The sequence below is a fragment of the Methanoculleus thermophilus genome (genome assembly GCF_001571405.1).
GTDB classification, from domain to species: Archaea; Halobacteriota; Methanomicrobia; order Methanomicrobiales; family Methanoculleaceae; genus Methanoculleus; species Methanoculleus thermophilus.
This window is the reverse complement of record NZ_BCNX01000006.1, coordinates 309,659-329,375: the sequence shown is the minus strand read 5'-3', so window position 1 is coordinate 329,375 and position 19,717 is coordinate 309,659. Positions and strand designations below refer to the sequence as shown.

The window sequence follows — 19,717 nt, the reverse complement described above, 5'->3', positions numbered from 1 at the left end:
GAGATGGCCCGAGAAGACGAAACTGGCAGAGATGCCGGAGCACCAGCCGGCTTTCCGAAGAACAGGATGGAGGCACTCACCGACGGCATATTCGCCTTCGCCATGACCCTCCTCGTCATCAGCCTTGACGTTCCGGAGGGGGCCCACGACCTCTCGGACGCCGCCCTCATGGCAATGCTCGCCGGTTACCTCCCCGACCTCTACCACTACTTCCTCGCCTTCTTCATCCTTGCCGCCTTCTGGATAGCCCATCACGCCCAGGTAGACCATCTCAAGGTTATCGACCGCCGCTTCCTCTGGATCAACATCACGGCGCTCATGTTTGTTGCGCTCGTGCCGTTCTCCGTCTCCCTTATCGGCGACTACCCGGACGAGATCTTCGCGGCGGTCATCTTCGAGGCAAACCTCCTCGCCATCGGCCTGCTGTTTGCCGCGCAGTGGTTCTACGCCACACACAGCGGCCGCCTCGTTCATCCCGGCACCGATCTATGGCGCGGAAGCAGACGGGGGATGGTTGTCCCCATCGTCTCGGCCATCGCGATCCTGCTCGCCCTCGCCGGCTGGACGTGGAGCACCGTGATCTACGCGCTCATTCCCCTCGTGATGCGCTTTCTGCCCCCGAGCAGGTGAGGGACGGCACGACCGACGGCTGCTGCTGGCTGATGCAGTGGATCGCGCCAAGACCAGCAACCATCGCCGTGCAGTCGATCCCGACGACCTCACGGTCGGGGAAGACCTGCCTGAGTCGGGCTATGGCAATCTCGTCGTTTGGATGCTTAAAGACCGGCACCAGCACGACACGGTTTCCAATGTAGAAGTTCGCGTAACTTGCCGGCAACCGCTTCGCGCCCCCGACCCTTCCCGGCATCGGGAGCGGGATGACTGTCAGAGGGTTCCCGTCCTGGTCGGTCGACGCCGTAAGGATCTCATAATTCTCCTGCAGGATCGCGTAGTTCTCGTCGTCCTCGTTCTCCTCTAGGGCGCAGACGACGGTCGTCGGCCCCACGAACCGGGCGATATCGTCGATATGGCCGTCGGTGTCGTCGCCGGCGATCCCCTGCTTTAGCCAGATGACGTTTCCTGCGCCGAGGTAGGCCTCCAGGTAGGCCTCGATCTCCTCCCTGGAGAGGTGCGGGTTCCTGTTCGGGTTTAAGAGGCAGGACTCCGTCGTGAGCACCGTGCCGCACCCGTTCACATCGATCGCTCCCCCCTCAAGAACAATACCGGGGGTGAAGACGGGAAGATCCAGTTCGCGGTTCATGATGAGCGGGATCCGGGTATCCTCCATAAGTTCCTGGTACTTCTCCCCCCAGGCGTTGAAGGTCCAGTCCACCATCGCAAGGCTCTTACTCTTTTGATTGAGGACGAACGTCGGCCCGTAGTCCCGGAACCAGACGTCGGCATAATCTACAATGTGGAACCTGATGCCCCGTGTATCGAGGCCTACCTCCTCAAGCATCGCCTCAACCCGGGTGCGCATCGCTTCGCTCGTGACGAGGAGGTTGATGGTCTCGGACCCGCGCAGAGCCGCGATGATCTCGATGTAGGTCCGCTCTACGCTGGCAAGATCGGGAAACGTCTCCCGGTCATGGGGCCAGGAGAGCCAGACGGCATCGTGCGGCTCCCATTCCGCCGGCATGCGGTAGCCTAAACTCACAGGGGTCTTCCCCGGGGGGAGCCGGCGGGTAAGCGGCCGGTAGGTCTCCGGCCGCCGGTTCCGGAAGAAACCCCAGCCATCCCGGATGGTCTCGTTCTCCGCGAGGTCGACCTCCACGACAATGACCTCCTCGGAGGTCTCGCTTGCCCGGGCAAGGACGTTCCCGAACGCATCGGCAACAAAGGAACTCCCGAAGAACTGGAGATCCCCTTCAGTGCCCACCCGGTTGACGGCAGCGACGTGAACACTGTTTGCTATCGCATGGCCCCGCTGAACCGTCTCCCACGCATCACGCCAGTCGCCTTCAGGTGGCTCCTCCCCGGCAATCCTGCCGATGGCGGTCGGGTAGAAGATGATCTCCGCACCCTGCAGCGCGACAGCTCTTGCGGCCTCCGGGAACCATTGGTCATAGCAGATGAGCACGGCAATCCGGCCGTATTGAGTATCATAAACTCGATATCGGTCTCCAGGCCGGAAGTAGGTCTTTTCGTAGAAGAGGGGATCGTAGGGGATATGCACCTTCCGGTAGGCCGGGAGGAGGAGCCGCCCGTCGGCATCGATCACCACCGCGGTGTTGTAATGCTCGCCGGACGCGGTCCGTTCGTAGACCGGCACGATGACCACCACGTTATGCTCCCGGGCAAGCGCCGAGAACGCATCGGTCGAAGGACCCGGTATGGTCTCCGCGTAGTCCGAGGCGTCTGCATCCTCGTACTGCGGGAAATAGGGGACCCGGAAGAGTTCCTGCAGGCAGAGAATCCGGGCGCCCCTGGCGATCGCCGTTCTCGCCATATCAAGTGTGTGAGCCAGGTTGCGGTCGGGGTCCATCCCCACCGCCGTCTGGATAAGGCCGATCGTCAGTGTGCTCATCTTTTCCATCACTCCGTATTGGTAGGGCTCTAGGGCATCTTATAGCATCCGCAAACGGCCATAGCATTATCCCGCCCCGCGTCGAACCTCGTATAAATGGAATTTGTGACGGTCCTCCTCATAGCAGCCGGGCTTGCAATGGACGCGTTTGCCGTCTCGATCAGCGGAGGCACCACTGTTCGGGAAGACCGGGTCCGGTGGGCTCTCATTATCGGAGGACTCTTCGGTGGGTTTCAGGCCGCGATGCCGGTGCTTGGCTGGCTCGGCGGGGTGAACCTCGCCTCGTTTGTCGGGGCATACGCTCCCTGGATCGCCTTCATCCTGCTTGCCCTGATCGGCGGGCGGATGGTCATCGAGGCGGTGCTGGAGAAGGGCGAAAGCGTTCAGTTTACCACAGGAGGCATCGCGACGCTTCTACTGCTCGCCATCGCAACGAGCATCGACGCCCTCGCCGTCGGCATCACATTTGCCGTTCTCGATACCCCAATACTCTGGCCCGTGGTCACGATCGGTCTTGTAACCTTTGCTCTCTCCGCCGCCGGCGTGCTCGTGGGAAGTTCGTTCGGCCGGATCTTCGGAAGGAAGGTCGAGATCCTCGGTGGGGTGATCCTTATCGGGATCGGTCTCCGGATCCTGCTCGACCATCTCCTCTTCTAATAATCAGGCGGACTCGTCCAGAATCCTCCGCATATCGAGGACGAGCTCTTTGCTCTCCGAGTCGAGCGCGACAAGCCGGAGGTCCTCCGCCGACCGGACGCCGAGACCGAGCTCGGCAGCGCGGGCGATGGTCTCCATTTCAAAGATCCGGCCCTCCATCACCTCCGGCGTCGAGTTGTAAAGACGGAGCAAGGCGATCCCGGCAGCATCAAGGGCGACACGGTCGGTGCTGGCAAGGATGACGTTCGGCGCAATGACGTCGCCCCGCTCTGGCCCACCGGTCGAGAAACCTTGCGTTGCATCCATGATGGCGACATCACAGGGGCAGAACCGGCTGATCTCGGCGATCATCCGGCGCTGGTGCGGCGAGGAGTGCAGTTCCGCCATGTAGTTGTAACCGTCTCTAGGGTCCCGTTCCGCCACGGTCCCCACCAGGTTCTTGAGCGAGAGGGAGACGTGGCCCCCAAATCGGTGAGTCTTCAAGCAGCAGGTTTGGACCACCGCATCCGCTTCAGAGAAGGTCCGGGCGATCAGAAATCCCCGCTTCCAATGGAGACCATCTGGCGGCACAGCCTTCCAGCCGTCGGATTCGAGAACGTCGAGCACCACCACCTCCGCTCCAGCCCGCTCCGCGAGATCGATGATCCCCCGATTCTTCAAGACGGTTCTTGTCTCTCCCATCCCGCTCCGCTCCCCCAGCATGATCGACCGGGCACCTGCGTTCCTGATCTGCCTAAAGATCGCCTCCAGCGTATCAGGATGGGTCGTTGCAGGGAACGGGTCATCACTATTGAAGTTCGCCTTGACAGCAACAGTCTTTCCGCGTAGCATTGGGGAACCAGTCTCGCGCCAGAGGGTCTCGATGGCGTGATCGCGATCCGATGCATCGATGATATAGACTTGAGATGCTGCTGGGGATGCCATGCGCGCAGATTACCCCCCGATGTATAAATATCCTCCGTGCAGCCCTCTTTTCCAAAACATGACCGGTACCATGGGATATGCGCTGTAGGAGAAGTTGGTCTCCATGGCCTCCAGCCAGACACTTTCTGCCCGGCAAGAAGAGTGAGAGCAAAACGCTTATCGAGAGCCGTCCAACCCCGAAAGACTCGTTCATCATCTCCGCAGGAGAGCCATGCCCTGCACTTTGGGGGTTAAATCCAGCGGCCTCATTCGACATGTATAAGAGTACCCCCAGCGCAATACGTAATAAAACCTCAGGCTATCTCGGAGACCGCGAATCCCGCCAGAAACGCCTCAAAGAGGCATAAAGTGAGGTCGCAAGTCTCTGAAAGAGCAAAAGGAATGAGGCCAGTACAACCATGACTTCCAGAATGCATACCCCCCACACCACCTGTCCCAGTTGCCACGAAGAGGTCTTCCTGGATGAACTCGTGGGTGGGCGCTGCCCCCTCTGCGGGTACTCCCTCGATGATGACGACGGTACCTGCAGCGAATATGAGGAGACCCTTGAGCGCTCCGACCTAGGGTGGATGATCTTTCAATTATTTGTCTTCAATCGGTTCTGCAGCAGGGGAGCAAACCCGTTCCAGGTCATGCAGATCCTCTCACGGTACGAGGAACTCGCCCAGTGCAACCCCGCCGACGCAGAGAAGATGCAATTCACTCTGGAAGTTCCGATGAGCCGCTGGGAGCGGCTGCTCCCGAAGCGGTGCGCAAAATGCGGCAGAATATTCTTCACCGGCGGAAAAGCGGTAATCTCAGGAGACCTCTCGGCCCCTGAGCATCCAAAAACGTATATCTGCCCATCCTGCTGTCAGTAAGTCCGCGCAATCAGAGTTGACGTGCCTTTGCCGCCACAGGCGATGCATGGGCCGTCCGAGACGGTGACCAGGTCCGACCGGATATCGGACCCGAGGATGCTCGCATCCGTCGCCGCCTCAATCTTTTCTGCACACTCCTGTGAGCCGCACCAGTGAGCGACCGCAACGCCGCTTTTCACCGCACTGGCGGCCTCCTCGAGGGTCGCGACGACGGTGATCCGGTCGGCCATCGCCTGCTTTGCAGCCTCGAAGAGTTCTCCTCTAAATTCTGCAAAGATCGAGGAGATCCCTTCAACAACGCCCCGACGATCGAGTTTGACCTTCCGCCCCGTGCGCGTGACGGCAACGACCGTGTTCGAGTCGATATCCCGCGGCCCGATCTCGAGTCGGAGCGGTACACCACGCATCTCCCAGTGGTAGTACTTCGCTCCCGGGCGCATATCCCGGTCGTCCAGTTTCACGGTGAATCCGGCGCCTTTGAGTTCCGATTCAAGCTCTGCAGCGGCCGAGAGCACCTCATCGCGCCGCGTCCCGACGATGACCGGGACGATGACGACCTCGATCGGGGCGACCGCCGACGGCAGGACGAGCCCTTTGTCATCACCGTGGACGCTGATCACGGCGGCAATCGACCGCTCGGATATCCCGTAGCAGGTCTGATAGGCGTACTGCTGGTCTCCGTTTGCATCCTCGTAGGTGATATCGTAGGTGCGGGAGAAGTGATCGCCGAGCATGTGCACCGTGCCGATCTGGAGCGTCTTGCCGTCAGGCATGATGGTATCGACCGCGACGGTGTAGTCGGCACCCGGGAACTTGTCCCAGCTCGGACGGCGGGAGAGGATCACCGGGACGCAGAGAGCGTCGTAAAACTCCTTGTAGAGGGCAAGAGCGGCTTCGACCTGTTCTTCGGCCTCCTCGCGGGTTGCATGGACGGTATGTGCCTCCTTAAAAGATGTGATCTCCCGGAGACGGATGAGCGGACGGGTATGCTTCGTCTCGTAACGGAACGTATTGACGATCTGATAGAGTTTCAACGGCAGGTCCGTGTGCGACCGGATCCAGAGGGAGTACATCGGGTAGATTGCGGTCTCGCTCGTCGGCCGGAGGGCAAGCGGCACATCGAGCTCGCTCGTGCCGCCGTGAGTGACCCAGTAGACCTCGTCCTCGAAGCCCTTGATGTGCTCGGCCTCCTTCATGAACTCGGTCTTGGGGATCAGGAGAGGGAAGAGCGTCTCTTCATGATCGCGATCCATCAGGTCGCGGAGTATGCCATATGCACGCTTCCGTATGCCGAACCCATAGGGATACCAGACGTACAGCCCCTTGACCGGGTAGCGGACGTCCATGATCTCAGCTCGCCAGAGGATCTCATTATACCACTGGGAAAAATCATCTTTCCGGGGGAGTGCGCCTGTAGATTCTTCCATCCAACTCGTACCTCAAAAACTATTGATCTGGCTCATTAAGCGATCATACTTAGGATTGCCGGCGTAATAAATGCCTCCACGACCGCTGCAACCGCAAGAAGCGGGACGACGATCCGGAGGAATAGGCGGGAAAGATTCGCTGCCCGGGCGGCGGCATCACCACCACCCCGCCACTCCGCGAGGAGTTCCTGCCCGAGGAGGAGACCGAGGCCACCCGCTATGAGGAAGGCGGGGATCTCAAAGATGCCATGCGGCACAAGCGCCGCCGCGATGAAGGCAAGACCCTGCTGCTCGCGCACAAGTTCGGTCACCGCACCGATCAGGAGACCGTTGACCGAGAGGATCAGCAACGTAACCACACCAAACGAAGCTCCGCCGAGGAAGAGGAGGAGACAGGTGGAGAGGTTATTCAAGAACAGGTTCCAGGCAAGGATTGCCGGAGAGTCCGATAGGATCTGACCTGCCACCTGCTCGGCAAAGAGGGCCATAAGTTCTTCGCCGACCGCCGGATCGCTGACCACGGTGACGGCTCCTAGACCTACCGAGACGGCAAAGAAGACGGCCGCAAGGATCGTGGCCCGGAGAGGGAACACTTCAGACATAGAGCACCATCCGCACCAGATCCCGGATCCCCGGGGCCATGCCGACGACGATCATCGCAAGCAGGATGAGGTGCCAGAGATCGGGATTTCCTTCCCGCCGATACAACTCAAGGACGTATATCGCAGGGATGAGTACCGCGATCTTGAGGAGAAACATCGAGAATGCGGTGCCGGTAATCTCAATCAGGTTCGAGCCCACGACATGCTGCTCAACATAGTGGATGGGATGCAGGTCGATCCCGTAACTTGTTGCGCTCGCATCCAGCATGTGCCCGAAGATGAGAAGTTTATAGAGAATATTCGAGGCATAATCCCACTTGAGCACATAGACCAGAAACGCCCAGAGCGCAAGCGACGTTACGGCGGCAAGAGTGAGGATGACAGCGAGTACATTAAGCGCGATTTGCGTCTCAGTAAGGCCGAACCAGATCAGGGCCGCACCGGCGGCGAGGCAGGCGACGACCCCTGCCCCACCGTAGAACCAGCTGTAGCGGGAGATCAACCCGGCATTCTCAGCAAACTTTCCCGCAAAGAGAGCCACCACCGCAATCACAAAGATCACAAAGAAGATCAGGGGCGTGATCAGGAGAAACCGTAGATCGGACGTGATCATCCCGGTATCCTCAACAACCCTAAGAAGCCCGCCCAGGACAACAAACGGCAGGGTCGCAAGCACCAGTTCGTCGTCGACGGCAATCTTGTACCGCCGGAGCCCCCGATAAACGAGATAGACGGCTGCAATGAGGATCAGGGCATAGGTCAATGTATCGACGAGGGTATACGCCTCACCGTAGCGAATGGGATCTATGTAATATTTGTAGATGAACTCCCTAATCATTACTGATCTAAATGAGCGCAGACCGGATAAACCTACTCAGAACCAAGGTTTTTGACAAGTCCAAGTGGATGCAGCTCCCTCGGGACGTCGTCATCGGACACGGCGTCATCGAGCAGCTCCCGGCCATCTGCGAAGACCTTGATCTCGGTGACTCTGTGCTCATCATATCCGGGGATCAGACCAAAGATGTCGCCGGAAAGAGAGTCGAGGCGCTCCTTTCCGGGTCGTATGATACCACTATATTTACTACAAGCGGCACCGACTACCTCGATACGATCAAGAAGGCCGAGGCGGCATCGGCCGAGGTCGGGTTTGTCATCGGCGTCGGCGGGGGCCGGGTCATCGATACGGCAAAGATCGCCTCCTACAACACCGACCGCCACTTCATCAGCGTACCCACCGCCGCTTCTCACGACGGCATCGCCTCGTCAAGGGCCTCGGTCCCGACCGCCGACGGGAATGTCTCGCTCTCCGCCGAACCCCCCATCGCGGTCGTTGCCGATACCGAGATCATCGCATCGGCACCCCACCGCCTGCTGGCATCGGGGTGTGCAGATATCATGGCAAACTGCACCGCGGTCCTCGACTGGGAACTCGCCCACCGCCTCCGGGGCGAACAGCTCTCCGAATACGCGCTGACCCTCTCGCGGATGACCGCCGAGATCCTCTTTAAGAATGCCGACCTCATTAAACCCCATTCCGAGGAGAGCGCCTGGATCGTGACGAAGGCGCTGGTCTCGTCCGGGGTTGCGATGAGCATCGCGGGGTCGTCCCGCCCCGGCAGCGGCGGAGAGCACAAGTTCTCCCACGCGCTGGATAAACTCGCACCTGGAAAGGGCCTCCACGGCGAGAAATGCGGAATCGGGGCGATCATCACGATGTACCTCCATGGCGGCGACTGGGAGGGTATCCGCGACTCCCTGCGAAAGATCGGCGCACCGACCACCCCGGCCGAGATCGGGATCGATGACGAGACGGCAGTAGAAGCGCTGCTTGCCGCCCGGACGATCCGTCCGGAGCGGTTCACGATACTGGATATGGGGCTGACGCAAGAATCGGCACGCGAACTCGTGAAGATGCTCTACCGGGAGTGAGGTTATGGCAAACGAGAAGACAAAAGTGACCCTCATCGGCGCAGCACTCGCAAAGCAAGGGCTTGAATTCGTATACGAAGGCACCACGTGCCCGGAATGTGAAAACTGCAAGGTGAGCAAGGTCTGCCATAACCTGCAACCCGGGAAGAAGTATCGGATCATGGGGATCCGCTCAAATACCCGACACGAGTGTCCGGTCCACCACGAAGCGGCAGTCGCGGTTGATGTTGCCGAGGCCCCCGTCGTTGCGCTCATCAGCGCTGATATGGCTATAGCGAACTCGCAGGTGCGATATGAGTCCTCCTGCTCACGCACGGACTGTCGGAGTTACTCGCTCTGCCATCCCGACGGCATCATCGAGAAGGGAAAGTATATTGTCGGAGAGGTCCTCGGCAACGCGCCCGAGATCTGCGAGCGGGGCCGCTCCTTAAAACTTGTGGAACTTCGGCCGGTCTGATATTACGGTCTGCTCTCTGCAAAGAGCCGCTGTGCAAGGCTAAGAAGGTCTTTTCGGTCACGGAGCGCCGAGAGCCACGACGCCGGGATTGACTCGATCCCGAAGTGCGCCCCGGCAAGGCCGCCGACGATCGCGCCGACGGTATCGGCGTCGCCACCGAGGTTGACCGCCCAAACGACCGCATCGCGAAAAGACGACGCCTCCATAAAGATCCTAACGGCGCAGTGAGTGCAGATGACGGCATCAAGCGATGGCTCGGGCGCGTGGGCCCGGTAATCCTCGAGCAGTCCCCTGAGTTCCGGATCTCTAGAGAGATCGAGGGCCCGGCTGAATGCCGTATCGGCCGTCTCTCCCCGGCACATCCCGCTGACCATCCGGTTGACGAATGCCGAGGCCTCACCGGCGGTCGAGTCGTGGTGGGTGACGCGGGACGCGGCAAGGCTCACCTCCCATACCTCCTCTGGCGGGTAGAAGATGCCGATCGGGATCCCGCGCATTACGCTTCCGTTGCTCCTGCTCCCCCCGCGTGCCTCATGCACCCTCCTTGCGGCATCCTCCGGGGCGACCCCCCTCTCGATCAAGTCGAGGACGGCTCCTGACGTCGGCCCAAAGAACTTCGGATGGGCGCGGTATACCAAAACCAGGCGTCGGGCAAAGTCATCGGGATCGAACTCCCCACACTCGACAAGGCTCTCTGCCAGGGCTGTGGCCTGCAGGGTATCGTCGGTATACTCCCCCGGAAGGGTGTCATGAATTCCGCCTCCCTCCATCTCCGTTACGGCAATCGGACGCGGGGGAAGGCCTTCCAGGGGCGCGCCTAGAGCATCGCCGATTGCAAGCCCTATGAACGCCCCAAGTGCGCGCGGCTTGTGCATATAAAAAGATCACCAACAAATTATATCTACCCGCGGACAGTAGTATTCTTCGAGGAAAGGTGATATTGTGCAAAAAGAAGAGCTGCTCCACTTACACATGCTGCTAGTTCACATTAAAAAGTATTATGAAAGCACAACCGGGGAAGTGATTCCGACCGATCAGTACGACGCTCTCCACATCTCACCCGTCCATATCCATAAGAATAAAGTCTCACATAAAAAGGCTATTCTCACGTTGGGAAAAGAGATCGTCCAGCACATTAGAACTCATCACAACCCATACATCGAATACCACGCCGATTTTCAGTCCGAACAGATTGCAACCGAACATTAGATGATGAACGATACCGATATCTCCCGGGAGATCATCTCCCGCATCCTTTCTGCCGGGCCCGGCCCTGTTGATGTCCAGAAGATCAAACTCGACGTCTGCAGGGAGTATAGCGCCAATATGCCCAAGAGTTCCGCAATTCTTGCCGCCGCGACACCAGAGGAACGCAAAGTGCTCCGGCCGCTCCTCCTCGTCAAACCCACGCGGACCCTCTCGGGGGTGGCGCCGGTCGCGGTGATGACCTCCCCGCACCCATGCCCCCATGGGAAGTGTCTCCCCTGCCCCGGCGGACCGGAACACCCCTTTGCTTCTCCCCAGAGTTACACAGGTGAGGAGCCGGCGGCGCTCCGCGCCCGGGAGCACGAGTATGATCCCTACAAGCAGGTCCAGGCTCGACTTGGACAGTTCGAGGCGCTCGGGCACCACGTCGACAAGGCGGAGATGATCGTGATGGGCGGAACGATGACCGCCCGACCTCTCGAGTACCAGGAGTGGTTCGTCGGGGCCGCCGTGCAGGCGATGAACGATTACCCCCGGGTCGGGATGGCGCCGGCCTTGCCCGACCTGGAGGCGATATTTGCCGCAAACGAGTCAGCGCGAGTCAGGTGCGTCGCGACAACCTTCGAGACAAGGCCGGACTGGTGCCGAAAGGAGCATATCAACCGGATGCTTAGGATGGGCGTGACCAAGGTGGAACTTGGCGTCCAGCACCTGGACGACCGGATCCTCGAGTACAACCGCCGGGGCCACGCGGTCGCGGACTCTGTCGAGGCAAACTGCCTCCTTCGGGATGCCGGGTTGAAGGTAGGGTTCCACGTGATGCCGAACCTCCCCGGCGCGAGTATGGAGGACGACCGGCGGATGTTTCAGGAGCTCTTCGCTGATCCGCGGTTCCGGCCGGACTTCTTAAAGATCTACCCGACCCTGGTTACTCCGGGATCCGAGATCGAGGCCCTCTGGGAGCGGGGGGAGTACCGGCCCTACACCGAGGAGGAGCTGATCGATCTTGTCGCCTACGCAAAATCTCTCCTCCCGGAGTACGTCCGCCTCCAGCGAATCCAGCGGGACATTCCGGCAAAACTGATCGTCGCGGGCTCGCGGCACAGCAACTTCCGCCAGCTTGCAGGGGCGCGGCTCCGGGAGCAGGGGCTCCGCTGCCGGTGCATCCGGTGCCGCGAGGTGGGCAGAACGCCTGCGCCGGAGGAAGTCGCGATCTCGACCTACACCTACCAGGCCTGCGGTGGGGAGGAGCGGTTCATCCAGGCGGGTTCGGTAGACACCCTCGTCGGGTTCGCCCGACTCCGGTTCCCATACCGGCCATTCCGCGAGGAGCTCGCTGATGCAGCACTCCTGCGCGAGCTCCATGTCTACGGGAGCATGGTCCCCTTGAGCACCCCGGCGACCGCCAGAGATTGGCAGCACCGCAGTTACGGCAGCGAACTCCTCTCCGAGACGGAAGAGGAGGCTCGCGATCACGGCTATCGGCGGCTCGCGGTGATGAGCGGTGTCGGGGTGCGGCCCTACTACAGGAAACAGGGATATGAACGAGTGGGCCCATATATGATCAAGACGCTTCCATGAAGCCCGCGACGCTCGAGTTTGTCAAGCAGAGGTTTGGCGAGTATTACCAGAGGCAGAACATCGCCGCTCCGTCGTCCCTTGAGCAGCGCGAGTGGGGATTTGTCTTCTTTGATGCCGCGGCAGAGATCCGGATGCGGCGGCACATGGCATTTGTGGACCGCGAAGAACTCAACGCGTACGTGAGGAGTCTGGTGCCCGCTCACGCCTACTACTCAACGGCCTACTACCAGACACCATCAGCGCCGACGATGAGCGAGAAGCACTGGGCCGGCGCTGACCTGATCTTCGATCTCGATGCCGACCAGATCGTCCGCGGCCCCTACCCGGTAATGCTTGCACGGGTCAAGGAGGAGACCGAGAAATTGATCGGGATTCTGACCGATGAACTCGGATTTTCCAAAAACCAGATCAGGATTGCCTTCTCCGGAGGACGGGGCTACCACGTTCACGTCACCGATATCGCCGTCCGGGGATGGGGAAGCCCGGAACGGCGTGAGATCGTCGATTATGTCTGCGGCATAGGGCTTGACCCGGACGCGATGCTTGCACCGGGAGACAGGAGCACCCGGCCCGGATGGCGGTGGCGCTATGGTGAGGCGCTCCGCACCCACCTCTCCTGGCTTTCCGGCCTTCCACCTGCCGAGGCGATAGCGTATCTTGCAGGACTTGATGGTATCAGCAAACGAACGGCCTCGGAGTTCGTCGCACATCTGGATGCACATCTCAAGAAGGCCCCAAGTGACCTCCTGCAAAACCGCGTCGTCCGGGCACTCGTGGCCGCACCCGAGTTTGAGGGCCGGATCAGGGATGTAGGGGCACGTGCGGATGAACCGGTCACGACCGACATCAAACGGCTGATCCGGGCGCCCGGGTCCCTCCATGGCGGGAGCGGCATGCGGGTCGTGCCGCTCGAGATCTGCGATCTCGCGGACTTCGACCCGCTCGTGGACGCGGTGGTCTTCGGCGAGCGGGAGGTGCGGATTGACGTGAAGGCAAACATCACCACATCTCTGCTCGGAAATACCTACACGTTGAAGACGGGTACGGTAAGCGTCCCCGAGGCACTCGCGGTCTTCCTCTGCTGCCGGAACATGGCGGAGATAGCCGGAGGTGTGAGGTAACCGATGGCTGCCGATCCTCTTGAACGACTCCGCCAGGCGCTGCTTGACATGCACCACTCGGGAGGGCTCTCCGAGATTGAGCCCAGTCTCTACGAGGAGGCCCGGGCGCATATCGAGAAGCTGAAGGCCGACTATTACAGCCTGCAGAACCCCCTGGAGAGCAGGATGGGAAGCCTGATCATCGAGGAGATCGGGAGCGTCACCGAGACGGTGCAGGAGATCTTCTCCATCCGGACCAGGCAGATCCTCGACCTTGCGTTCCAGCAGATCGAGGGGCAGTACTTCGACAAGGACGAGGCCCGAAAGATGCTCCCGCAGGAGCGGGTGATGTACGAGCAGATCGTCGACGCTATCGAGGCTTGCCGGGAGGCGCTCATCCACGGAGAAGAGACGTCGCTTGGCGAGAGATCCACAACCGCCGCAAGAGACCTCGATAAAGTCGAAGAGACGGCGATGGCCGACGAACCGGAGGAAGAGACAGCCGCTGCCCCCCGCCCGGCCCCATCCCCCTACGCTCTTGTGCATATACGCACCGATATAGAGTCGTTCATGGGAGTAGACGGCAGAGTCTATATCTTAAAGAAGGGTGATATCGTCACCCTGCCGGAAAGCAATGCGGATGTGCTCTGCGAGCACGACATAGCCTTAAATATTAGGCTTAACAAGTAATATAGGTACTCGAAATCAATCAAATAGAGGCTATTATTATGAAAATGCCATCAAAGTTCAAGACGTACTGCCCATTCTGCAGGAATCACCAGATCCACGAGGTCGTAAAGGTAAAGAAGGGCAAAGTGCGCCACTTCAACTGGATCGACCGCCAGAAGGGGCGCAGGAGCACGGTGGGCAACATGGGCAAGTTCAGCAAGGTGCCCGGCGGCGACAAGCCGACAAAGAGGATCAACGTCAAATACCGGTGCACGGTCTGTGGAAAAGCGCACCTCCGGCCGGGGTTCAGGCTCGGCAAATTTGAGCTTACGGAGTAAGATATTATGGTCCGGATGAACAGAGAGAACAGGAGCACATTCCTCCGGGTAAAGTGCCCCGACTGTGAGAACGAACAGGTAGTCTTTGAGAAAGCAAGCACCGTTGTGGAGTGCAACGTCTGCGGGCGTATTCTTGCAGAACCCCGCGGTGGGAAAGCTGATATAAAGGCTGAGATACTGGCAGTACTCGAGTGATTATTTCATGCACGAGAGAGAGTGGCCCGAAGAAGGAGAACTCGTCGTCTGCACGGTCGTGGACGTGAAGGACTTTGCGGCGTTCGTGACCCTGGATGAGTACAACGAGCGAAAAGGGCTCATACCGATATCCGAGATAGCGCGGGGCTGGATTAAGTACATCCGGGATTACATACGGGAGGGACAGAAAGTCGTCTGCAAAGTCCTGGGTGTGGATCCAGATCGTGGCCACATCGATCTCTCGTTAAAGGATGTCAACGAGCACCAGCGGCGCGAGAAGATCCACGAGTGGAAGAACGAACAGAAGGCCACGAAATGGATCGGGTTCGCGTCCGAGGCGACGGGCGTGGACCGCAGGGTAATCGAGGATGCCATATATCATGAATACGGCCAGTTGTACCCGGCCTTCGAGGATATCGTCACCACCGGCGGCGAGGCTGTAGAGAAACTGAAACTCGACAAATCTGTCAAAGAATCACTCATTGCCCTTGCGCACGAGAACGTAAAAGTTCCACGGGTTACGATCACAGGAAACCTCGTCCTGACATCCCCGCGACCTGATGGCGTCAATGTGATCCGGCGGGCGCTCCGGAGCGCACAGCCGAAGATCGAGGATATCGAGATCGACCTGATCTACATTGGGGCTCCAAATTACCGGATAAAAGTTACTGCGCCAGATTATAAGTCGGCGGAAAAAGCTATCGAGAAGGCAGCAAATGCCGCCGTCGGTGTAGTCGAGCGGGCAGGCGGATCCGGCAAGTTTATCCGGAAGCAGAAGGCCGGATAAAACGGTATGAGCAGTCGTATTCGCCGTTGTCCACAGGACGGAAGATATACACTCTCTCCGGTATGCCCGGTCTGCGGCCGACCGTCCCGGCCGGCCCATCCGGCACGCTTTTCACCGGAGGATAGATACTGTAGTTACAGGAGAGCGGCACGCAGATGGAAGACGTCAGAGTAAACTTTCTTCGGGAAGAAGACATCGACGCTCCGATCCTGATCGAGGGCCTGCCCGGCATCGGGCACGTCGGGAAACTCGTTGCCGATCACATGATCTCCGAACTGGCAGCCGAGAAGATAGCAGAGATCTATTCGATCTATTTCCCGCCGCAGGTGATCGTCGATGGGCATGGCGTCACGCACCTGGTCAACAACGAGATCTACCGCTGCGAGAAAGACGGGAAGGCAGCCCTCTTTTTAGTGGGCGACTTCCAGAGCAACTCGGCCGAAGGCCACTATATTCTGACCGAGCATTATCTGGATATTGCTGAGAGCCTCGGTGTCCGGCGGATCTATACACTCGGCGGATACGGTGTCGGGCACCTGGTCGAACACCCAAGAGTACTCTGTTCGGTCAACATGGAGCATCTCCGGCCGGAAGTGGAGGCGGCCGGAGGGTCGTTTGAGAACGCCGAAGGCGGCGGCATGATCATGGGAGCATCAGGACTCCTGCTCGGCCTCGGCAAGATGCGGGGGATCGAGGGGATCTGCCTGATGGGCGAGACAAGCGGATATATCGTCGACCCAAGGAGTGCCGACAGCCTTCTTGCGGTCCTCTCACGCCTGATCGGGATCGATGTCGACCCGACCAGCCTGCAGCAGCGCGCTGAGGCCATGGAGCAGATCATAGCAAAGATCCAGGAGACCGAAGAGGCCCGGGGTCGCGAAGAACTGAGTTACATCGGTTAGTAGCCTCCGCATTTTTGCATGGGTGAACCGTTTTGAGGGATGCGGTCCCCTGCACCGACCACCCGCGAACCGGCGATACCAATCCTTAAGGCCCGCAAAGATCGATAAAAAGAAGAGTATGGTCCCCCTCTACCTCGCCAGGTGGGAGACGCGGCTCTGGGCCTGGTTGGTCGATATCATCGTGATCGGGCTGCCGTTCTGGGCGCTCTCCGATTGGCTGCCGCCGGCATGGCGGATCACGATCGACCCCGGTCTCCTCTCCTTCAGCCTCTCCTCTCTTGCCCTCTTCGTCTACTGGACGCTGCTCGAGGGGTACCGGGGTCAGTCCATCGGCAAGATGGCGTTGAAGATCCGTGTCACCGGCCGTGCCGGCGAAGAGATCGGGCTTGGTGCCGCTGCCCTTGAGAGTTTCGGAAAAGCCTTCTTTTTGGTTCCCGACTGCCTGATTGGGTGGCTTGCCATGCCCGGCTCAAAACAGAGGCTCTTTAACCGGATCTCGGATACCATCGTGATCGAGACCCGGGAGAGCGAAGAGCCGGAGGGGGTCACCTGCATAAAGCATGATGAGTGAGAGACAGTCCTCCGGGGCCGGGCTCACTCGTCGATGCCGAACTTCCGGTCGATCTCCACAGCCGCGGCCTCAAGATCGTCGAGGACCCTGAGGGCGTCTTTGCGCAGTTCCCGCACCATCGACTGGAGAGAGTTCCCCCGAAGGTAGATCTGCCTTTTGTGACGGTAAACGACACCGGCATCGATAAGGTTTCGGATATGGTGGTTGACGCGTGAACTGGAGATCTCAAGGTCCTGGGATATCCGCTCCACCGACACTCCGGTCCCGGGCAACTGGTGCTCAAGGAGGGTGATGACGATCCGCTGAGCGATCTGTTCGATATCCCTCCCCTCTCCAATGCCGAGGCTCTTGAAGAACCACTCAAGGTCGTCATACCCCTGTCCACCTCGCGGCCTCTCGATCTGCCGAAATATTATCTGTCTTGCCATTGGCGCCATGGGTTGGTGATGGATATGGATTGGATGAAATATAAAAGTTATCAATAAAGTCGAAATGATATCTACAACTTTGATAAGATATAAATATTTGAGCGTCCAAAGAGAAGGACGCAAATAATCTCTGGAAGTGATAGGCTCATGGAGATTATTCCGATTGGCGAACGGGTTCTACTGAAACCCACAAAAAAAGAGGAAGTTACGAAGAGCGGTATCTATATTCCTGAATCCGCGCAGGAAGGAAAAAAAGAGGGAATCGTCGTTGCAGTGGGTGAGCGCGACGATGGTACCAAGCTTCCCCTCAAACCGGGGGACCATGTTCTGTACGGGGGCTACAGCGCGGATAAGTTCGAGATCGATTCAGAGACGTATATCTTTGTCCCGTTCAAGGACATCCTGGCAAAGATTGAGTGAGGAGGGAGTCCATGGCAGTATCCAAGCAGTTGATCTTCAACGAAGATGCCCGCAGAGCACTCCTTGCCGGCGTCAATAAGGTTGCCGACACCGTTAAGATCACGCTCGGTCCAAAAGGCAGGTACGTCGTGATCGATAAATCGACAAACCCTGTCGTGACGAACGACGGCGTGACGATTGCAAAAGAGATCTCACTTCACGACAAGTTCGAGAACATCGGTGCAAAACTTGTCAAGGAAGTTGCCCAGAAGACCCAGGATCGGACCGGCGACGGGACGACGACGGCAACGCTCCTCGCCCAGGCCATCCTCAACGAGGGGTTAAAGAACGTCTCCGCCGGGGCAAACCCGATCGAGGTCAAGCGGGGCATCGATGCCGCAGTTGCGGCAACCGTGGAATATATAAGATCAACGAGCGTCCCGGTCAAGGACAGAGACAAGATCCTCCAGGTTGCCACAATCTCCGCAAACAACGATGAGGAGATCGGCAAACTCATCGCCGAGGCGATGGATAAGGTCGGATCCGGGGGCCTCATCACGGTCGAGGATTCAAAGAGCCTCGAGACCGGGCTTGACGTGGTCAAGGGGATGCAGTTCGACCGGGGGTATGTCTCGCCCTATATGATCACGGACCCCGAGAAGATGGTCTGCGAGTATGAAGACCCCTACATCCTGGTCACCGACAAAAAGATCACCTCGCTCAAACAGATGATCCCGATCCTCGAGACGGCCGCCCAGGAGGGCCGACCGCTCCTGATCATCGCCGAGGATGTCGAGGGCGAGGCTCAGGCGGCTCTCGTCTTAAACATCATACGCGGCGCTCTCAAAGTCTGTGCGGTCAAAGCACCCGGCTTTGGCGACGAACGCAAGGCAATCCTCGAGGACATTGCTATTCTCACGGGCGCGACGGTGATCTCCGAAGATAGAGGAATGAAACTGGAGAATGTTTCCCGGCAGGTCTTCGGCACAGCCCATACAATCAAGGTCGACAGAGATAAGACCCTGATCGTCGGAGGGAAAGGCGACCGCAAGGCCCTGGAAGAGCGGATGCGCCTCATCGAGTCCCAGATCAATATAGCCGACTCGGAGCGGAAGAAGGACGAACTCCGCAAGAGGCTCGGAAACCTCGGGGGAGGCGTCGCGGTCATCAAGGTCGGGGCGGCGACCGAGACCGAGTTGAAAGAGAAGAAGATGCGGATCGACGATGCCCTGAACGCCACAAAGGCGGCGGTCGAGGAGGGCGTGGTTGCCGGAGGCGGAGTCACCCTCTTTAGGGCAATTGGCGCACTTGAGAAGTTGAAGTTCGACGACGACCGTAACGTTGGCGTATCCATCGTGCGCCGGGCACTGGAGGAGCCCATCCGGCAGATCGCAAGAAACGCCGGCGTCGAGGGGGCAGAAGTCATCGCGACGATAAAAGGAAGCAATGATCCCGCGTTCGGCTACAACGCAAAGACCGGCAGTTACGAAAACCTTGTTGAGCACGGCGTCATCGATCCCGCAAAGGTGGTGAGGCTCGGACTCCAGAATGCCGCATCCATCGCAGGCCTTATCCTCTCAACAGAGGTCGCCATCACCGATTTCGATGACGAGAAGGATACAAAGAGCGCGGCTATCATCATCTAAGGCAAGGGGAAATAGAACCTCCACTCCCCTTTTTCCACTCCATCTCCGCTCGTTCGGGGTAGTTCAGTCTCGCACCACAGGGAGGCCCGCGGCCGTCCAGGCGCTCATTCCGCCCTCGATCTCATAGACCTCCGAAAACCCGGCCTCCCGCATCATCTCCCGGACACCGGCGCTCCGACCTCCCTTCTGGCAGCATATGAGGTAGACCGCCTCGGGGTCAAGACTTCCTATATGCTCCTCAAAATTCGCCGAATTGATATTGACTGCACCGGGGATATGACCGGCAGCAAACTCATCCGGTCCTCTCACATCCACGATGACAAAATTCGGATTCTCTCTGTTCTCTTCGATCAGGGCGGATGCCTGATCCGGAGGTATGGTCCGGATAACCTGGTTATCAGGAGCCGGGGCATCACTCAGACAGCCGCCGGCGAGGGTCGCCGCAACGATACTTCCGGCGGCGAGCAGGAAGACAAACGAAAGGTGAGGGGAAACCATGGGCCCACATC

At 59.2% G+C, this 19,717-nt stretch carries 25 protein-coding genes; 17 read left to right on the top strand and 8 right to left on the bottom strand.

Annotated elements, in window-relative coordinates:
- The first annotated feature begins 3 nt into the window (after positions 1 to 3).
- Entirely contained in the window at positions 4 to 630 is a 627-nt protein-coding gene (locus MCUTH_RS04910; RefSeq protein ID WP_083524769.1) for a TMEM175 family protein, read from the top strand.
- On the opposite strand, the gene MCUTH_RS11320 is transcribed toward MCUTH_RS04910, so the two are convergent.
- Positions 590 to 2,527: an agmatine deiminase family protein gene (locus tag MCUTH_RS11320; protein WP_083524792.1), complete on the bottom strand. Its 1,938-nt coding sequence runs from the start codon at positions 2,525 to 2,527 to the stop codon at positions 590 to 592. The two genes, MCUTH_RS04910 and MCUTH_RS11320, sit on opposite strands and share 41 nt — an antisense overlap.
- A 96-nt stretch (positions 2,528 to 2,623) precedes the next feature.
- Between MCUTH_RS11320 and MCUTH_RS04900 the strand changes: the two genes are divergently transcribed.
- A complete protein-coding gene (locus MCUTH_RS04900) occupies positions 2,624 to 3,184 on the top strand; it encodes a manganese efflux pump MntP (protein ID WP_066956345.1) in 561 nt (186 codons plus the stop codon).
- 3 nt (positions 3,185 to 3,187) lie between these two features.
- Here the strand turns inward: MCUTH_RS04900 and MCUTH_RS04895 are convergent, their stop codons facing one another.
- Complete coding sequence (locus MCUTH_RS04895; protein WP_066956342.1) at positions 3,188 to 4,108, bottom strand: DUF362 domain-containing protein; 921 nt, start codon at positions 4,106 to 4,108, stop codon at positions 3,188 to 3,190.
- Positions 4,109 to 4,506: 398 nt separating this feature from the next.
- Between MCUTH_RS04895 and MCUTH_RS04890 the strand changes: the two genes are divergently transcribed.
- Positions 4,507 to 4,968: a hypothetical protein gene (locus MCUTH_RS04890; RefSeq protein WP_066956339.1), complete on the top strand. Its 462-nt coding sequence runs from the start codon at positions 4,507 to 4,509 to the stop codon at positions 4,966 to 4,968.
- Here the strand turns inward: MCUTH_RS04890 and proS are convergent.
- Genes proS through MCUTH_RS04875 form a run of 3 tightly spaced genes read right to left on the bottom strand, consistent with a single transcriptional unit; the run spans position 4,962 to position 7,835 of the window.
- Positions 4,962 to 6,395 carry a proline--tRNA ligase gene (gene proS / locus MCUTH_RS04885; protein ID WP_066956336.1) on the bottom strand — a complete coding sequence of 478 codons (1,434 nt, stop codon included), beginning with the start codon at positions 6,393 to 6,395 and terminating at the stop codon, positions 4,962 to 4,964. The genes MCUTH_RS04890 and proS overlap by 7 nt on opposite strands.
- A 35-nt stretch (positions 6,396 to 6,430) precedes the next feature.
- Positions 6,431 to 6,997 carry a stage II sporulation protein M gene (locus tag MCUTH_RS04880; protein WP_066956334.1) on the bottom strand — a complete coding sequence of 189 codons (567 nt, stop codon included), beginning with the start codon at positions 6,995 to 6,997 and terminating at the stop codon, positions 6,431 to 6,433.
- Complete coding sequence (locus MCUTH_RS04875; RefSeq protein ID WP_066956331.1) at positions 6,990 to 7,835, bottom strand: DUF63 family protein; 846 nt, start codon at positions 7,833 to 7,835, stop codon at positions 6,990 to 6,992. The genes MCUTH_RS04880 and MCUTH_RS04875 overlap by 8 nt, the downstream gene beginning before the upstream one ends.
- Before the next feature lie 11 nt (positions 7,836 to 7,846).
- On the opposite strand from MCUTH_RS04875, the gene MCUTH_RS04870 reads away from it, so the two are divergent.
- Both MCUTH_RS04870 and MCUTH_RS04865 read left to right on the top strand, forming a co-directional pair.
- Entirely contained in the window at positions 7,847 to 8,929 is a 1,083-nt protein-coding gene (locus MCUTH_RS04870) for an NAD(P)-dependent glycerol-1-phosphate dehydrogenase (RefSeq protein ID WP_066956327.1), read from the top strand.
- 4 nt (positions 8,930 to 8,933) lie between these two features.
- Entirely contained in the window at positions 8,934 to 9,386 is a 453-nt protein-coding gene (locus MCUTH_RS04865; protein WP_066956324.1) for a UPF0179 family protein, read from the top strand.
- 2 nt (positions 9,387 to 9,388) lie between these two features.
- On the opposite strand, the gene MCUTH_RS04860 is transcribed toward MCUTH_RS04865, so the two are convergent.
- Entirely contained in the window at positions 9,389 to 10,261 is an 873-nt protein-coding gene (locus MCUTH_RS04860) for an ADP-ribosylglycohydrolase family protein (protein ID WP_066956321.1), read from the bottom strand.
- Positions 10,262 to 10,328: 67 nt separating this feature from the next.
- Here MCUTH_RS04860 and MCUTH_RS04855 point away from each other — a divergent pair, with 67 nt between their 5' ends.
- The 10 genes from MCUTH_RS04855 (at position 10,329) to MCUTH_RS04815 (ending at position 16,735) form a co-directional block, all read left to right on the top strand.
- Positions 10,329 to 10,595: a UPF0058 family protein gene (locus tag MCUTH_RS04855; protein WP_083524768.1), complete on the top strand. Its 267-nt coding sequence runs from the start codon at positions 10,329 to 10,331 to the stop codon at positions 10,593 to 10,595.
- A gap of 3 nt (positions 10,596 to 10,598) precedes the next feature.
- The gene (locus tag MCUTH_RS04850) at positions 10,599 to 12,173 is read left to right on the top strand and encodes a tRNA uridine(34) 5-carboxymethylaminomethyl modification radical SAM/GNAT enzyme Elp3 (protein WP_066956961.1); all 1,575 of its coding nucleotides are present in this window, start codon (positions 10,599 to 10,601) and stop codon (positions 12,171 to 12,173) included.
- Positions 12,170 to 13,294, top strand: a complete 1,125-nt coding sequence (locus MCUTH_RS04845) for a DNA primase small subunit domain-containing protein (protein WP_066956318.1) — start codon at positions 12,170 to 12,172, stop codon at positions 13,292 to 13,294. The genes MCUTH_RS04850 and MCUTH_RS04845 overlap by 4 nt, the downstream gene beginning before the upstream one ends.
- Positions 13,295 to 13,297: 3 nt before the next feature.
- On the top strand, positions 13,298 to 13,963 hold the full coding sequence (locus MCUTH_RS04840) for a hypothetical protein (protein WP_066956315.1): 666 nt from the start codon (positions 13,298 to 13,300) through the stop codon (positions 13,961 to 13,963).
- Positions 13,964 to 14,001: 38 nt separating this feature from the next.
- Complete coding sequence (locus MCUTH_RS04835; protein ID WP_066956312.1) at positions 14,002 to 14,280, top strand: 50S ribosomal protein L44e; 279 nt, start codon at positions 14,002 to 14,004, stop codon at positions 14,278 to 14,280.
- A gap of 6 nt (positions 14,281 to 14,286) precedes the next feature.
- Complete coding sequence (locus tag MCUTH_RS04830) at positions 14,287 to 14,475, top strand: 30S ribosomal protein S27e (RefSeq protein WP_066956309.1); 189 nt, start codon at positions 14,287 to 14,289, stop codon at positions 14,473 to 14,475.
- Positions 14,476 to 14,482: 7 nt separating this feature from the next.
- Positions 14,483 to 15,262 carry a translation initiation factor IF-2 subunit alpha gene (locus MCUTH_RS04825; protein WP_066956306.1) on the top strand — a complete coding sequence of 260 codons (780 nt, stop codon included), beginning with the start codon at positions 14,483 to 14,485 and terminating at the stop codon, positions 15,260 to 15,262.
- Between the two features lie 6 nt (positions 15,263 to 15,268).
- A complete protein-coding gene (locus tag MCUTH_RS11315) occupies positions 15,269 to 15,436 on the top strand; it encodes an RNA-protein complex protein Nop10 (protein ID WP_083524767.1) in 168 nt (55 codons plus the stop codon).
- Positions 15,418 to 16,164, top strand: coding sequence for a proteasome assembly chaperone family protein (locus tag MCUTH_RS04820; RefSeq protein WP_066956303.1), 747 nt, complete (start codon positions 15,418 to 15,420; stop codon positions 16,162 to 16,164). The genes MCUTH_RS11315 and MCUTH_RS04820 overlap by 19 nt, the downstream gene beginning before the upstream one ends.
- Positions 16,165 to 16,282: 118 nt before the next feature.
- Entirely contained in the window at positions 16,283 to 16,735 is a 453-nt protein-coding gene (locus MCUTH_RS04815) for an RDD family protein (RefSeq protein WP_066956300.1), read from the top strand.
- Positions 16,736 to 16,758: 23 nt separating this feature from the next.
- On the opposite strand, the gene MCUTH_RS04810 is transcribed toward MCUTH_RS04815, so the two are convergent.
- Positions 16,759 to 17,163, bottom strand: a complete 405-nt coding sequence (locus MCUTH_RS04810) for a winged helix-turn-helix transcriptional regulator (RefSeq protein WP_066956298.1) — start codon at positions 17,161 to 17,163, stop codon at positions 16,759 to 16,761.
- A 147-nt stretch (positions 17,164 to 17,310) separates the two neighbouring features.
- Here MCUTH_RS04810 and groES point away from each other — a divergent pair, with 147 nt between their 5' ends.
- Together groES and groL are read left to right on the top strand one after the other, a co-directional pair.
- Complete coding sequence (gene groES, locus MCUTH_RS04805; protein WP_066956295.1) at positions 17,311 to 17,583, top strand: co-chaperone GroES; 273 nt, start codon at positions 17,311 to 17,313, stop codon at positions 17,581 to 17,583.
- 11 nt (positions 17,584 to 17,594) lie between these two features.
- Positions 17,595 to 19,208, top strand: a complete 1,614-nt coding sequence (groL, locus tag MCUTH_RS04800) for a chaperonin GroEL (RefSeq protein ID WP_066956292.1) — start codon at positions 17,595 to 17,597, stop codon at positions 19,206 to 19,208.
- A gap of 63 nt (positions 19,209 to 19,271) precedes the next feature.
- Here the strand turns inward: groL and MCUTH_RS04795 are convergent, their stop codons facing one another.
- On the bottom strand, positions 19,272 to 19,706 hold the full coding sequence (locus MCUTH_RS04795; RefSeq protein WP_066956289.1) for a rhodanese-like domain-containing protein: 435 nt from the start codon (positions 19,704 to 19,706) through the stop codon (positions 19,272 to 19,274).
- Positions 19,707 to 19,717 lie beyond the last annotated feature (11 nt).

Bases quoted from the DNA above. Each gene is read 5' to 3' on its own strand.
- MCUTH_RS11320 (WP_083524792.1), bottom strand. From the start codon at position 2,527: ATGAGCACACTGACGATCGGCCTTATCCAGACGGCGGTGGGGATGGAC.
- MCUTH_RS04865 (WP_066956324.1), top strand. From the start codon at position 8,934: ATGGCAAACGAGAAGACAAAAGTGACCCTCATCGGCGCAGCACTCGCA.
- MCUTH_RS04860 (WP_066956321.1), bottom strand. From the start codon at position 10,261: ATGCACAAGCCGCGCGCACTTGGGGCGTTCATAGGGCTTGCAATCGGC.
- MCUTH_RS11315 (WP_083524767.1), top strand. From the start codon at position 15,269: ATGAGCAGTCGTATTCGCCGTTGTCCACAGGACGGAAGATATACACTC.
- MCUTH_RS04850 (WP_066956961.1), top strand. From the start codon at position 10,599: ATGAACGATACCGATATCTCCCGGGAGATCATCTCCCGCATCCTTTCT.
- MCUTH_RS04845 (WP_066956318.1), top strand. From the start codon at position 12,170: ATGAAGCCCGCGACGCTCGAGTTTGTCAAGCAGAGGTTTGGCGAGTAT.
- MCUTH_RS04825 (WP_066956306.1), top strand. From the start codon at position 14,483: ATGCACGAGAGAGAGTGGCCCGAAGAAGGAGAACTCGTCGTCTGCACG.
- MCUTH_RS04835 (WP_066956312.1), top strand. From the start codon at position 14,002: ATGAAAATGCCATCAAAGTTCAAGACGTACTGCCCATTCTGCAGGAAT.
- MCUTH_RS04810 (WP_066956298.1), bottom strand. From the start codon at position 17,163: ATGGCAAGACAGATAATATTTCGGCAGATCGAGAGGCCGCGAGGTGGA.
- groES (WP_066956295.1), top strand. From the start codon at position 17,311: ATGGAGATTATTCCGATTGGCGAACGGGTTCTACTGAAACCCACAAAA.
- MCUTH_RS04910 (WP_083524769.1), top strand. From the start codon at position 4: ATGGCCCGAGAAGACGAAACTGGCAGAGATGCCGGAGCACCAGCCGGC.
- MCUTH_RS04830 (WP_066956309.1), top strand. From the start codon at position 14,287: ATGGTCCGGATGAACAGAGAGAACAGGAGCACATTCCTCCGGGTAAAG.
- MCUTH_RS04880 (WP_066956334.1), bottom strand. From the start codon at position 6,997: ATGTCTGAAGTGTTCCCTCTCCGGGCCACGATCCTTGCGGCCGTCTTC.
- groL (WP_066956292.1), top strand. From the start codon at position 17,595: ATGGCAGTATCCAAGCAGTTGATCTTCAACGAAGATGCCCGCAGAGCA.
- MCUTH_RS04870 (WP_066956327.1), top strand. From the start codon at position 7,847: ATGAGCGCAGACCGGATAAACCTACTCAGAACCAAGGTTTTTGACAAG.
- MCUTH_RS04815 (WP_066956300.1), top strand. From the start codon at position 16,283: ATGGTCCCCCTCTACCTCGCCAGGTGGGAGACGCGGCTCTGGGCCTGG.
- MCUTH_RS04840 (WP_066956315.1), top strand. From the start codon at position 13,298: ATGGCTGCCGATCCTCTTGAACGACTCCGCCAGGCGCTGCTTGACATG.
- MCUTH_RS04875 (WP_066956331.1), bottom strand. From the start codon at position 7,835: ATGATTAGGGAGTTCATCTACAAATATTACATAGATCCCATTCGCTAC.
- MCUTH_RS04890 (WP_066956339.1), top strand. From the start codon at position 4,507: ATGACTTCCAGAATGCATACCCCCCACACCACCTGTCCCAGTTGCCAC.
- MCUTH_RS04820 (WP_066956303.1), top strand. From the start codon at position 15,418: ATGGAAGACGTCAGAGTAAACTTTCTTCGGGAAGAAGACATCGACGCT.
- MCUTH_RS04900 (WP_066956345.1), top strand. From the start codon at position 2,624: ATGGAATTTGTGACGGTCCTCCTCATAGCAGCCGGGCTTGCAATGGAC.
- proS (WP_066956336.1), bottom strand. From the start codon at position 6,395: ATGGAAGAATCTACAGGCGCACTCCCCCGGAAAGATGATTTTTCCCAG.
- MCUTH_RS04895 (WP_066956342.1), bottom strand. From the start codon at position 4,108: ATGGCATCCCCAGCAGCATCTCAAGTCTATATCATCGATGCATCGGAT.
- MCUTH_RS04795 (WP_066956289.1), bottom strand. From the start codon at position 19,706: ATGGTTTCCCCTCACCTTTCGTTTGTCTTCCTGCTCGCCGCCGGAAGT.